Raw genomic sequence first — 13,231 nt, forward strand, 5'->3', positions numbered from 1 at the left:
TTGGGTTATGAATCAATGCATCACTAAGATCCTCCTTCCCTCAATCTTGAATTTTGCAACACCTGTAGCTTGCAGCGTGCTAAGTAGTTTTTCTACTTTATCACCTCTAGAAGCCGTTCCCCATAGTGCTTTAGCTTTAAAATTTCCTTTATAGACCACTTCTACATCATACCATCTGGCGATCTTGCCCATGGCTATGTGTATATCTTCATTATTAAATACGAAAAGCCCTTCTTTCCATGCGATAGCCTCTTCTACTTCGGAAGCGTATACTCGCATTTGATTCGAATTTCTATTTAGCGAAGCTTCCTGCCCCGGCTTGAGAATTTCAGTCTCCTGAGAAGCCTCATTGGTAACTTTAACTTTCCCTTCCAAGAGTGAGGTTCTAATGAAATCATCATCCTGATAGGCGCTAACGTTAAATTTAGTACCCAACACCTCTATCTTTTGCCCTAAACTTTTGACAATAAAAGGCCATTTCCTTTTATAACTGATTACTTCAAAATAAGCTTCACCATTTAATTCAACTTCCCTTGTATTTCCATTAAAAGCAGAGGGAAATTTGATTTCAGAATCAGAGTTTAGCCAAGCGACAGTACCATCTGGTAAAACCACGCGATATTGCCCTCCTTTTGGAATTCTCAGGGTATTGATACTCACTTTCGTTTCACTGTCGTTGTCCTGATCATAAACGATCTCACCATCGGAAACAGACTCAATGGTAGGATTAAATGCTATCGCCTGATCCAGCTTAAGATTCCCATCTAGATTGATGGACGATCCATCTTCCAATATTAAAATAGCCCTATCTGAACCTGGTTTGATAAGTGAGGCCACCTGTTGAACCTTTTTGTTCCGTTCTAACGATAAAAATGAAACCACACCTACCAACAAAAGGATTGCAGCGGCGGCTGCCCATCGGTAAGCAAATCTAAATGACCTTACCTTGCTAGCCGGTTTATCTGCTAAAAATGAGGGTGACAATAAGCTTGTCCATTGTTCAAGAGAGATTTTTTCGCTTCCAGAAGAATCAATGATATCAGTTAAGATAGCAGAAAAATCTTCTTCATCATTAGTATTGATCGCTTGTAGTAAATCATCCCGCTCTTCTGTCTGTATGGTCTGATCGATGAAGCGCTCAAATAAATACTTTAGCCTTTGCTTATCCATTTTCTTACTGATAGGTATACCTTAAACAGGGAATGTTTATAGTGGTTATTAATAGTAAGATGCTTATGGCAAAAAATAGGACTATCCTAAAGACAAAAATAATTACAACTAACTGATTATCATCATAATAAAAATATAAAACGGGTAACCACATTTCTTAAGATAGTCCCTGATGAACTTGAGAGAGGTTACCAAAGTGTTCTTTACGGTATGCGGGGAGATATTCAGTAACTCACTGATCTGCGGAATGGTCATACCTTCATTTCTACTTAGCTCATATATCTTTTTCCTTTGCTCTGGCAGACAGTCGACGGCTTTGGCCACGATGCGTCTCAATTCGTTCAAATCTATCGTTTTATCGATATTGTTATCGGCAATTTTCGCTTCGGCCTTAAGTTGCAACCCTGCCCTATCCCTTACCACCCTCTTTCGTATGTATGTCAAACTCTCATTGACCACAAACTTGTAGAGCCAACCTTTAAGATTTTCTACTTCCGGTAGCCTGTCCCTGTGAATCCATACCCTGATAAATACGTTCTGTATAATTTCTTCGGCATCCGACGAGCTATTGCATAGCTTTCGGGCATAAGCTAATAAATTGGGGCTGTATTCGTAAAATAACTCAGCAAAGGCCTTCTCATCTCCCTCTGAAGCATCTAACAAAACCTGATGATGGTAATCAGCAGAAAACTTACTCATAAATTGGATAGAAAAGGACAGTTATTGGTATAAAATTTAGCAAGTGCCCAATTTGCAAAATAAAATTGTCTTTATAAAAACCTAATTACCTAATAATATCTAAATAAGTAAAATAAAAATATCCAATTTAGATGGATAATAGCATAACGCGCAGATTATGGACACAAAACCAGAGGCTTTACCTTGGTTAGTCAACAAGCGAAAACATTATTTTGATACCTCGATTTATTGAAGAGGAAAATCAGGCTACTATTAACCAAGCCCATTATAGTTCTCGGGAAGGTTGATCTCCTCATTCTTGTAGAAATACTTGATATTGTTCTTCAGGATACTTTCCGGATCAGGAATTGGCAAAGCCTCAGGGTCAGCGCGAGACTTAGGAAATAGGCCAGTGCGGTCGTCCAATAATCCGAAATATAGTCTTGCCAGAAGGTTTGCAGCTCATAGGGTTCAGTATCAAGTGTTGAGGTATAGGCTGACCTTGGAAGATAGGTCAGCGGTACCTTTTCTGATGGCGCACCGCTTAGACCGTATTCTGCGATATCGAAGGTTTGAGCATGGTCTTTCACCGTTTTTCCATCATTGTGTGTATTCCGGCAAAAGTTGCCACTTCATTTCGGAGCAAACTGTTCAAAATTCCTAGTTTAATTTCTTCCTATGTTCTTCCTAGGATATCCGGTTCTGCTTTTGAAACTCTTGATAGGGAAAGTCTAAAAACAGCTAGCTTTTGCTTAGCAAAAGACAGATTTCACCCCAGCATTTTACTAATATTTATCCAAGCTGCAATACAAATCTTTTTTAAAGTCCTGTACGACATAAGAGCACGCTTGCCGACAGTTTTCCACCTCGGCAAACACGAACATCCGCAGGCGGCCTAACAACATTTAAACATCCTTAAAATCAATCAACTGAACGCTTTTAACCGAGATCAGCTGAACAATTTATAACGAAAAAAGTGGTAATCTAGAAAAAGAACAGATGACCACTTTTCGAATATCCTCCACCCAAACCTTCATTTAATATTTTAAGTAGTTAGACAAATATCATATTAAAATTGATAATTGTTAACTTTTTTTGAGCTCAAATGGTTATATTTACATCAGTAAGCAATTACGGTTAAAACGTACAAAACAGCAGTGGGGAATTCGTTGAGTCCCGAAAATAATTCCCCATAAAATATTGACTAAAAGATGTTTACGCCCTAGGTTCGATTCCCCTACGGGCTACTAAATCCCACTTTACGATGAGTAGAGCGGGATTTTTGCTTTTAGTCCGGTCCGATTAACCAAATTTCTTATCTTTAAGGGTGCGTTTACAGCTATATCAAATCAATCCGTTACTACAACCTTACATTAGGCTCATTTGCACTATGGATTGTGATGAAAACGTTGACACCCATCACATACGAGTACTTCCCGATACTTGTGTTGAAGTTTTCTTGAATTATACCGAAACTCCGCTGGCTATCATTGAAAATAAACTACATCAACATAGTATCGTAACTTCTAGAATGAACCGTTCTATGGACGTAAGGATGCGTAAAGGAGCTGGTTGCATTGCAATTTGCTTTCAACCGGGCATGGCCTACCACTTCTTTAGTGCGCCAATGGAATTACTCAGCAACAAAACCATTCCGCTAACTAATCTTTGGGGACAAACAATCTTAGACATTGAAGAAAAACTATCGGAAGCTAGAAGCAATTATACTCGTGTAGAAATTGCGCAACAATACTTATTGCAATTACTAGGGAAAAATAACCTGCCAGCACCTATCGTACATTCTGTAGCAAACATAAATTTATCTACGCGATTAGCCGCTAATCAGTTCAATAAAAACTTTGGCATCGGTCAGCGACAATTTAACAGAAAGTTTCAACAACAAGTTGGCTTATCGCCAAAGGCATATTTAAGCATCAACAGGTTTATCAATTCTTTAGCACATTTAAAAAAGTATCCGAGCATCTCGCTCACGGAAATTGCTTATAGAAATGGCTATTACGACCAAGCACATTTTATACGAGATTGTAAAGTTTATACAGGCTACACACCTAGCGAGGTGGCTCGTAATAAGAATATTTTATATTGATGTCTATTTTATACAATTTTCTTTCGATAAACTTGGGCAAGTTTGCAATCTAAATAAATAATTATGCGAAAATTAATACTAGGATTAGCGATCACCTTGGATGGTTACATTGAAGGACCAAATGGAGAATACGATTGGTGCTTTACCGATCAAGATTATGGCTTGAATGATTTTTTTGAACGCATCGATTCAATGTTCATCGGCAGAAAAAGTTATGAGATAGCACAGCAACATGCAGAGAGCAACAACGGCGAAATATCACCAGGAATGCCAGAAATGACCGATTATGTATTTTCGAGAACTTTAAAATCTGTAAAAGACGGAGCTGTATTGATTGCTGACAATGCCATTGCCGAAGCTCGCAAAATTAAACAGTTGCATGGCAAAGACATTTGGTTATTTGGCGGAGCTTCACTTACGGAGCAACTAATGGAAGCCAAGTTGGTAGACGAATTATGGTTATCCGTCCATCCTATCCTACTAGGAAGCGGCAAATTGTTATTTCAAAAGAATGAACAACGCACCAAACTAACCTTATTAGAAAACAAAACTTACGAAACCGGTTTAGTATCGTTGCGGTATCAAATTAACAACCATGATCGGTAAACCTGAATCTCATCTAAATAAAGATTTATAAAGTTTTCATTCTTTCACTTTGTAATTCAAAGTATCATTATTAACTTTGAATTACAAAGCACTTTACAAAATGAAAACAACCATCAACTCCGCTAATAAACGCTCCAATTTAATAGCCAAACGTATGCTTGTAGGCGCCGCCATTGCATTAGTCATTATCTCTGTTTTTCTCTATGGGGTTGATAATGCAAAACCAGAATGGGGCAAACTTTGGATATTACGTCCACTAATAGTTGTGCCGCTAGCTGGTTCGATGGGCGGTCTATTCTATCACATGATGGACATCTTACGTGTACGTGGTGGATGGAATACTATTGTCGCCAACATCATCAGCTTTATCGTTTTTATCATCGCATTATGGATGGGTACAATTTTAGGTTTGGCTGGCACCCTTTGGGATTAATTCAGATAGTAACAGCCCGATTTTTTTTAGTTTTTAGTTTCTTGCGCTCTGATTTAGATTGGAGCGCATTTTTTTATGCTTTGTAGGGGTTTTGAGAAGGTGAGTTTTTCGTAATTCAATCCTGTAAAATTGATATTTGGCATTTACATCAACCGAATATTTTACAAATACACAAAAACCTAATCAACCCTAATTAGATATGAACAAAAAATTTCTAACTATCCCGCTCCTCGCCCTTTCGCTCTTGGCAACCGCCCAGCAGAAAACAAATCAAGCTATTGACCAAAAAGTAAAAACCTTACTAGGTAAAATGACCCTAGAAGAAAAGGTTGGGCAAATGGCGCAAATCACCATGGATGTAATCACCAATGGTAAAGACAGATTTAGCAGTTACGAGCCAGTGGCTTTAAATCAGCAGCAACTAGAACATGCTTTGGTTAAGTATAAAGTGGGCTCAGTACTAAACACAGCTAACAATAGAGCCCGTACACCACAGGTTTGGCATCAAATCATCAATAAAATCCAGGAAACAGGTAAAGGCAGATTAAACATCCCCGTACTATACGGTATTGACGCTATACATGGCACTACTTATACTGCAGGCGCCACTATGTTTCCGCAACAAATTGGTCAAGCGGCAACTCGTAACAGAAGTCTGGTTTACAAAGGAGCTGAAATTACGGCTTACGAAACCAGAGCCAGCGCTATTCCTTGGAATTTCTCGCCGGTATTGGATTTAGCGCCAGATCCTCGTTTTCCTCGTCAATGGGAAACATTTGGGGAAGATCCTTTCTTAATCAGCGAACTCGGATTACAAATGGTTAAAGGTTTTGAGGGAAATAACATTGCCGACCCGTATCGCGTAGCGTCTTGTTTAAAACATTTTATAGGTTACCAAGTATCAGTTTCTGGTAAGGATAGAACTCCTGCATATATCCCAGACCATGTACTGAGAGATCATCACCTCCCTCCTTTTAAGGCGGCTATTGAGGCTGGAGCACACAGTATCATGATTAATTCTGGTGTAATTAATGGAGTTCCGGTTCATGCAAACTATCAACTACTAACTAAACTGCTAAGGGAAGAACTTGGTTTTAAAGGACTAATCGTAACCGACTGGGGAGATATTGAAAATTTGCATACCAGAGATAAAGTAGCTAAAGATCATAAAGAGGCTATTATGTTGGCTATTAATGCTGGTATTGACATGTCGATGATTGCTTACGATTACGAAAGATTTTGTGATAATTTAATTGCTTTGGTTAAGGAAGGAAAGGTGAAAGAAACGAGAATTGATGATGCCGTTACAAATATTCTTACTTTAAAATACAAACTAGGTCTATTTGAAAAAGCCGTTCACGATTTGAAAAACTATTCAAAATTTGGAAGCAAGGAATTTGAACAAGCTGCTTATCAAACTGCTGCCGAGTCTATCACATTGTTAAAGAACAAAGACAATGTTTTGCCATTTAAAAAAGGCTTAAAAATTTTGGTTACAGGTCCAAATGCAAATTCTATGCGTACACTTAATGGTGGCTGGACTTACTCTTGGCAAGGCGAAAAAGTAGAAGAATTTGCTGCTAGATACAATACTATTTTAGAAGCTGTTTCAACAAAAGCTGGCAAAGAAAATGTAACTTTTGTTGAAGGCGTAAGCTACAAAATGGATGGCAAATATTATGAAGAGTTCGAAAATGGCATCGAAAAGGCAGTTACAGCGGCGAAAGATGCAGATGCCATTGTGCTTTGCTTAGGGGAAAATTCTTATACCGAAAGCCCAGGTAATTTGAGCGATTTGTACATTTCTGACCTGCAAACACAATTGGCGCAAAAACTAGGTGCTACTGGCAAACCTGTAATCTTGGTACTTAACGAGGGTAGACCGAGATTAATCAGCAAATTTGAAGCTCAAATGGCTGGTGTTTTGCAAACCTACTTGCCTGGAAATTTTGGTGGCGATGCCTTAGCCGATATCCTTTTTGGTGATGTTAACCCGTCTGGAAAATTACCTTACAATTATCCTAAATTCCCTAACTCTTTGGTAGGCTACAACCACAAACCATCTGAAAACAGAACAGTAATGGAAGGTGTGTACAACTACGATGCAGAATACAACCCACAATATGAATTCGGCTTTGGTTTAAGCTACACCACTTTCAAGTACGACAACTTAAAGTTGAGTGCAGAAAAAATTAACGCCAACCAAGAGTTGACAGTTTCTGTAGAAGTTACCAATACCGGAAACAGAGAAGGAAAAGAAGTAGTTGAGCTTTATTTAAGCGATTTATACGCTACTTTAACCCCAGATTCTAAGAGACTTCGTGGCTTCGAAAAAATCAACCTTAAGCCTGGCGAAAAGCAAACGGTTACCTTTAAAATTAATAAAAAAGATTTTTCTTTTACCCACCTAGATGGAAAATCTGTAATAGAACCTGGCGAGTTTAGCGTTAAAATTGGATCGCTCAAAAAGAATTTTAATATCAACTAAGTAAATCTTTTATTAGATTTTAAACGTAAATACCATTCTAACCAAATAGAATGGTATTTTTGTTTTCAAATAGCTACAATGAGTAATAATAAAGCCAAAGATTTAATAGATTCGATAAAGAAAAAAGGTCAAACTTTAGAGGCAGAGATGTCTTTTTTTGACCATTTAGATGTGCTTCGCAAGCACTTACTTAGGGCATTGGCGGTGATAGTTCTATTAGTTTGCGTTGCATTTTATTTTACAGACTTTATTTGGCATGATGTAATTATGGCTCCTAAAAACGCTGATTTTTGGACCTACCGCATGATGTGTAAACTGGTAGAAGCCTTCCCATCAATCGGTAATGAATTCTGTATTACAACTATCAAAGCAAAAATCATCAACACAGAAATGTCTGGGCAGTTTACCTTACAAATGAACTCCTGCGTAATGGCTGGTGTTATCTTAGGTGTGCCGTATTTGTTATTTGAAGTTTGGTTGTTTATTAAACCAGCTCTTTTAGAAAACGAGCGTAAATCTGCAAGCGGTTTCGTGGCATTTGCTTCATTCCTTTTTGCGTTGGGTTTATTGTTCGGCTATTATATGATTTGCCCGCTATCTATCAACTTCTTAATTAATTACACGGTTGATCCAAGTATTGAAAACACATTCACCATCTCGAGTTACCTATCTACTGTTTTAACACTAACTTTAGGCTCGGGTATCATCTTTCAACTACCAGTAATCATCTACATTTTGTCTAAACTAGGTATCATGACACCTAAGTTTATGCGTTCTACCAGAAGATATGCGGCAGTTTTAATCTTAATTGTTGCGGCGGTAGTTACACCAACAGCAGATCCGTACACGATGTTAATTGTTGCATTCCCGTTGTTCTTATTATATGAATTAAGTATTTTGATATCAGCCAATATCGAAAAGAAAAGACAAAAAGCCGAGTTAGCCTTTTACGGAAAAAAAAGTTAAACAGTTGGCGGTTTTCAGTTAGCAGTTAACCGATTAAACAATTAATCAGTTAACCAAATAAGCAACAAAATATTTACTAGATAGATAACATAATTCTATATAACTTTGAGTATGTCGACAGCAAAACCATTAAAAATAGCCATTGGCGCAGATCACGCAGGTTTCGAGTACAAAGAAATCTTGAAGGACTTTTTAAGTGCTTATGAAGGTGTTTCAGAAGTAAAAGACTTCGGTACCAACTCACTTGATTCTGTAGATTATCCTGATTTTGCTCACCCAACAGCAAGTGCTGTAGAAAAAGGCGAAGCAGATTTTGGAATTCTAGTTTGCGGTAGCGCACAAGGTGTGGCCATTACTGCCAACAAACATCAAGGAATTAGAGCCGCAGTAACGTGGTTAACAGAAATCGCAAAACTTTCAAGGCAGCACAACAATGCCAATGTAATTTGCATTCCAGCTCGCTTTGTATCAGAAGAGTTAGCTAAAGAAATGTTAACCACATTTTTAGAAACGCCATTCGAAGGTGGCAGACATGCTAATAGAGTGGATAAAATATCTTGCTAAAAGGAAAGACCGAAGCTTAAAGACCAAAAGACTAACTATAACAACATAAAAATGAATAAAAAATTTGTTTACACCTCACTAGCACTTGCGCTTAGTTTTGGTGCAATGGCGCAAGACAAAAACGCCATCAAATTTAGTGCTCCAGTTAATAAAGAGAGGGCTTTCGAGCATCTTTCTATATTGGCTTCAGATGAGTACGAAGGCCGTGAGACAGGCAAAAAAGGTGCCTGGATGGCGGCAGATTATATCAAAAAGCAATTCCAAAGCTTTGGTTTAACTGGCCCAGTAAAAGGCAGCGCCGATGCTTACTTTCAACCAGTAGGTATCGTTTCCAAAAAATTAACTGGCATCAATTTAAGTGTTGCTTCACAAACCAAAGAAAACCTTAAAGATTACTATATCCTTGCTCAAACAACACCTGCAGCAGGTTTCGATGTTAAAGCCAACTCAATAATTTTTGCAGGTTACGGTTTAAATAAAGACGACTTTAACGAGTATGCTGGCTTAGATGTAGCTGGTAAAGTGGTCATAATTTTCGCAACTGGCGATCCAACCGCAAAAGCTCCGGCACAGCCAGCTCAAGGTCGCAGACCGCAAAGCAGTGTTGGTAGCCAACAAGCAAAAATCAAATATTTAACCGATCATAAAGCGGCTGGTGTATTGGTCATCAACGAGAGAGTAGATAACCTAACCGATGCTGCAAAAGCATTTTTAACAGAAGGTGCTGCTGGCTTAAAAAGAGCCGAAGCAGATCAAAACAACAACTCTTTACCTATTGTAACGGTAGGTACAGCTGTTGCTAACCAAATTCTAGCTGTTGCAAATACTAACCTTGCCGATGTAAAGAAAAAAATTGCTGAAACCTTAAAACCTGCCACAGTAGTAATTAACACTCCTGTTGCTTTCTCGGCTAAATTAGTAGAAGAAAACATCAAAGCAGATAACGTTTTAGGTTATTTGGAAGGTTCTGATCCAAAATTAAAGAACGAAGTATTGGTCATTACTGGCCACTATGACCATATCGGTTTAGTAGATGATCCAAACGCTACCGACAAAGTAAACAATGGTGCAGATGATGATGGATCTGGAACTACTGGCGTTTTAATGCTTGCAGAAGCTTTTGCTAAAGCTAAAAAAGCAGGAAAAGGCCCTAAACGCAGTATCTTATTTATGACTGTAGTAGGTGAGGAAAAAGGTCTTTGGGGCTCTGAGTGGTATTCAGATTATCCGGTATTCCCTTTAGAAAACACAATTACTAACTTAAATATCGATATGATTGGCCGTGGCGACGATGACCGTCCTGGAGACAATAACTTCGTTTACATCATTGGTTCTAACATGTTAAGCGACGACTTAGATAAAATCGGCAAAAAAGCAAATACTGACTATGTGAACATCGTGTTAGATGAGAAGTATAACAACCGTACAGATCCGAACCGCTTTTACTATCGTTCAGATCATTACAACTTTGCTAAACACGGCATTCCGGTAATTTTCTACTTCAATGGTGTACATAAAGATTACCACCAACCTGGCGACGAAGTAAGCAAAATCGACTTCCCAATGTTGGCAAAAAGAGCGCAATTAGTTTACTACACCGCTTGGGAATTAGCAAATGCAGCCAACCGCCCAGTAGTGAACAAGAACGAAGATGGTTCTTTAAAAACTAAATAAACCATTTCAAAATATTCAATCCCGTTAGGCAACTAGCGGGATTTTTTTGTTTTTAGAAGAGCAGTTTCAGTGCTACTATTTCGAGAAAGTCCCGCTGTACACTTCAACTCCTCGGCTGCGCTACGCTTGCCTGCGGGGTTTCCGTTTCCATCGGGTCTAGCAGGCATGTGCATGCAAAACTAAACCTTACCTAAACAATGCAAAACTAAATCAGTAATTCACAAGACTTACGAAGTTTTTAAAAACTTCGTAAGTCTCTATATCAAAAGCGTAACTTTGTAATTCATGAGAAACATCCATTTTTTAAAATTACTGTTTACGTCTCTCTTATTGTTTACTAGTCTTTTTGTAACCGCACAGCAAAATACAGACGATATTAAACTACTATCTCAAGAACCTAATTTTCTTAAAACACGCTTAAAAGCAAGCGATTCTCTTTTTCTTAAAGATATCTCCGTTCTTCAAAAATTTGTGGTGCTAGACAGCGTGGATTTAGAAATATTGAAACCTCAAATTTTATATACCATACTGAGCGAAAGCAATGTAGACACCATAGTTACCTATAAAAAATTAGTAGAATCGGTACAGGCGTTTAAACAAAACATCGGCTACGCCGAATTTAGAAAGGGTATTTTGCTTTATAAACAAATGGCAACTATAAAGGTAAACCCAAGCAATTGGGAAAATGACCAATTACTTTTTAGGAAACTTGGTTTTACCGAAGCAGATCTAGAAGATTTTCTCTTGTTCATTTCTAAACCAGAGCATCAAAAATTGAATTATAAAGAAGCTTATTTGGCCTACATGAAAGAGATTGATAGTTTGCAATAGAATGCCTAAGTGTCTTCTGTATCTCGTCTTTAGCCAACTTTGTCAATCTTTATATGCATTTTCTTCGATAAGATTGACAAAGTTCATAGTTGCATAAGTTTTTGTAAAACAAACCCGAACGAAGCGGTTAGCCCGCAGGTTGAGGAACGAAACCGAGGACTAATAGCGAAGTGCGGGACTTTCGGTACATATAGAACACTAAAACTGCTTTTCAAATAAAAAAATTAACGATTAGGACTTATAGAATTCATAATTATATCAACAACCTGCCGTTAAATTTTAAAGCCCTAGCGTATTTAACTATATTTGAGCACTTATGAAGGTTGCCGAAGAATTTCTTGTAAAAGCCGATGAAAAGGCGTTTGACCAGTCGCACCGTGATACGATCAATTACAATATTGGGAAGTATAATGTGGCGGTAGCTCGTGGCTTGTCGAAATTTGAAAATTTGGAAGCTTCAAAACGTAAGGCACACGTTGTAAAATGGCGTGTAATGGAAAATTTGGACAAACTTTTACCAGAGTTCGAATCTAATTTCCAAAAGCGTGGCGGAAAGGTAATTTGGGCAAACGATGCCAAAGAAGCTCAAAAAGAAATTCTGCAAATTATTCAGCGTGTTGGCGGTAAATCGGTTATCAAATCTAAATCGATGACTACCGAAGAAATTCATTTGAATGAGTTTTTGGAGAAGAACGGTATTGACTCTTTAGAAAGTGATTTGGGTGAATACATTGTACAGTTGCTAGGGCAAGCGCCTTATCATATTGTGACGCCTGCCATGCACCTTAGTAAGGAAGATATTGCCAAGTTATTTAACGAAAAGTTTGGTACACCGATAGATGCTACGCCAGAACAATTGACGCAAAAAGCTCGTGAATTGCTTCGCGACAAGTATTTAACTGCAGATATTGGTATTACTGGTGGTAATTTCCTCATTGCAGATAGCGGCAGTATTGCGCTTACAGAAAACGAAGGAAATGCAAGGCTAACAACCACTTTCCCTAAAATACACATCGCTATTGTTGGTATAGAAAAGCTAGTGCCATCTATTACTGATTTGGATCTATTTTGGCCTTTGCTTTCTAGCCACGGTACAGGGCAGAATTTAACGGTTTACAATACTATTTTAAGTGGCCCGAGGCAAGCTGGTGAAACAGACGGACCCGAAGAAATGTACGTTATTTTACTGGATAACGGCCGTACAAATCTCTTGGCACAAAAAGAACAGCGTCAGGCTTTATATTGCATTCGTTGCGGCGCTTGTTTAAATGCTTGTCCGGTTTATAAAAATATTGGTGGCCACACTTATAACACCACTTACAGTGGACCAATTGGATCTATCATTACGCCACATTTTAAGGGGATGGAAGATTTCAAACATTTAAGCTATGCGTCGAGTTTGTGTGGTAAATGTTCGGAAGTTTGTCCGGTTAAGATTGATATCCATAAAATGTTGCTGCTAAACCGTAGAGATGCAGCCGCTAGCAACATCAACACCGCAGCAGAAAACATAGGCTGGAACCTTTGGAAACGAGGAATGAAAAAGCGTTCGATGATGGATTTCTTTGGTGGAAAAATGAAAAACTTCTTCCTTAAAACTTTCTTTAAAAAAGGCTGGGGCAAATATCGCGAAATGCCAGAAGTAGCTCCTAAATCTTTTGCCAAACGCTGGGAAGAGCATCAGAAAAAGAAGGAAATAGATTAGCCAACAAAG

Annotated in this window: 11 protein-coding genes; 9 read left to right on the plus strand and 2 right to left on the minus strand. The window is 38.3% G+C overall.

Features of this window, described 5'->3' with window-relative positions; genetic code table 11:
• Positions 1-12 precede the first annotated feature (12 nt).
• Positions 13-1,170, minus strand: a complete 1,158-nt coding sequence (locus AC23ME_RS00060) for a FecR family protein (RefSeq protein WP_487725706.1) — start codon at positions 1,168-1,170, stop codon at positions 13-15.
• 108 nt (positions 1,171-1,278) lie between these two features.
• Entirely contained in the window at positions 1,279-1,869 is a 591-nt protein-coding gene (locus tag AC23ME_RS00065) for an RNA polymerase sigma-70 factor (RefSeq protein ID WP_487725707.1), read from the minus strand.
• 1,306 nt (positions 1,870-3,175) lie between these two features.
• Here AC23ME_RS00065 and AC23ME_RS00070 point away from each other — a divergent pair.
• From AC23ME_RS00070 to AC23ME_RS00110, 9 genes are all read left to right on the plus strand, one after another.
• On the plus strand, positions 3,176-3,955 hold the full coding sequence (locus AC23ME_RS00070; protein ID WP_487725708.1) for an AraC family transcriptional regulator: 780 nt from the start codon (positions 3,176-3,178) through the stop codon (positions 3,953-3,955).
• Between the two features lie 63 nt (positions 3,956-4,018).
• Positions 4,019-4,561: a dihydrofolate reductase family protein gene (locus AC23ME_RS00075; RefSeq protein WP_487725709.1), complete on the plus strand. Its 543-nt coding sequence runs from the start codon at positions 4,019-4,021 to the stop codon at positions 4,559-4,561.
• A gap of 154 nt (positions 4,562-4,715) precedes the next feature.
• Positions 4,716-4,994 (plus strand): hypothetical protein, encoded by a 279-nt coding sequence (locus AC23ME_RS00080; protein ID WP_487725710.1) that lies wholly within the window; start codon positions 4,716-4,718, stop codon positions 4,992-4,994.
• Positions 4,995-5,193: 199 nt separating this feature from the next.
• The gene (locus AC23ME_RS00085; RefSeq protein WP_487725711.1) at positions 5,194-7,482 is read left to right on the plus strand and encodes a glycoside hydrolase family 3 N-terminal domain-containing protein; all 2,289 of its coding nucleotides are present in this window, start codon (positions 5,194-5,196) and stop codon (positions 7,480-7,482) included.
• A gap of 78 nt (positions 7,483-7,560) precedes the next feature.
• On the plus strand, positions 7,561-8,448 hold the full coding sequence (gene tatC / locus AC23ME_RS00090) for a twin-arginine translocase subunit TatC (protein ID WP_487725712.1): 888 nt from the start codon (positions 7,561-7,563) through the stop codon (positions 8,446-8,448).
• Positions 8,449-8,559: 111 nt separating this feature from the next.
• Positions 8,560-9,012 (plus strand): ribose 5-phosphate isomerase B, encoded by a 453-nt coding sequence (gene rpiB / locus AC23ME_RS00095; RefSeq protein ID WP_487725713.1) that lies wholly within the window; start codon positions 8,560-8,562, stop codon positions 9,010-9,012.
• Positions 9,013-9,063: 51 nt separating this feature from the next.
• Positions 9,064-10,686, plus strand: a complete 1,623-nt coding sequence (locus AC23ME_RS00100) for a M28 family peptidase (RefSeq protein ID WP_487725714.1) — start codon at positions 9,064-9,066, stop codon at positions 10,684-10,686.
• 285 nt (positions 10,687-10,971) lie between these two features.
• Positions 10,972-11,517, plus strand: a complete 546-nt coding sequence (locus AC23ME_RS00105; RefSeq protein WP_487725715.1) for a hypothetical protein — start codon at positions 10,972-10,974, stop codon at positions 11,515-11,517.
• Between the two features lie 316 nt (positions 11,518-11,833).
• On the plus strand, positions 11,834-13,222 hold the full coding sequence (locus AC23ME_RS00110) for a LutB/LldF family L-lactate oxidation iron-sulfur protein (RefSeq protein WP_487725716.1): 1,389 nt from the start codon (positions 11,834-11,836) through the stop codon (positions 13,220-13,222).
• Positions 13,223-13,231 lie beyond the last annotated feature (9 nt).

The organism is Pedobacter sp. T50_32, from assembly GCF_057652195.1.

Excerpts from the sequence above, each read along its gene's own strand:
- AC23ME_RS00080 (WP_487725710.1), top strand. The coding sequence starts at position 4,716 with ATGCTTGTAGGCGCCGCCATTGCATTAGTCATTATCTCTGTTTTTCTC.
- AC23ME_RS00075 (WP_487725709.1), top strand. The coding sequence starts at position 4,019 with ATGCGAAAATTAATACTAGGATTAGCGATCACCTTGGATGGTTACATT.
- AC23ME_RS00105 (WP_487725715.1), top strand. The coding sequence starts at position 10,972 with ATGAGAAACATCCATTTTTTAAAATTACTGTTTACGTCTCTCTTATTG.
- AC23ME_RS00065 (WP_487725707.1), bottom strand. The coding sequence starts at position 1,869 with ATGAGTAAGTTTTCTGCTGATTACCATCATCAGGTTTTGTTAGATGCT.
- AC23ME_RS00110 (WP_487725716.1), top strand. The coding sequence starts at position 11,834 with ATGAAGGTTGCCGAAGAATTTCTTGTAAAAGCCGATGAAAAGGCGTTT.
- AC23ME_RS00060 (WP_487725706.1), bottom strand. The coding sequence starts at position 1,170 with ATGGATAAGCAAAGGCTAAAGTATTTATTTGAGCGCTTCATCGATCAG.
- AC23ME_RS00100 (WP_487725714.1), top strand. The coding sequence starts at position 9,064 with ATGAATAAAAAATTTGTTTACACCTCACTAGCACTTGCGCTTAGTTTT.
- tatC (WP_487725712.1), top strand. The coding sequence starts at position 7,561 with ATGAGTAATAATAAAGCCAAAGATTTAATAGATTCGATAAAGAAAAAA.
- rpiB (WP_487725713.1), top strand. The coding sequence starts at position 8,560 with ATGTCGACAGCAAAACCATTAAAAATAGCCATTGGCGCAGATCACGCA.
- AC23ME_RS00085 (WP_487725711.1), top strand. The coding sequence starts at position 5,194 with ATGAACAAAAAATTTCTAACTATCCCGCTCCTCGCCCTTTCGCTCTTG.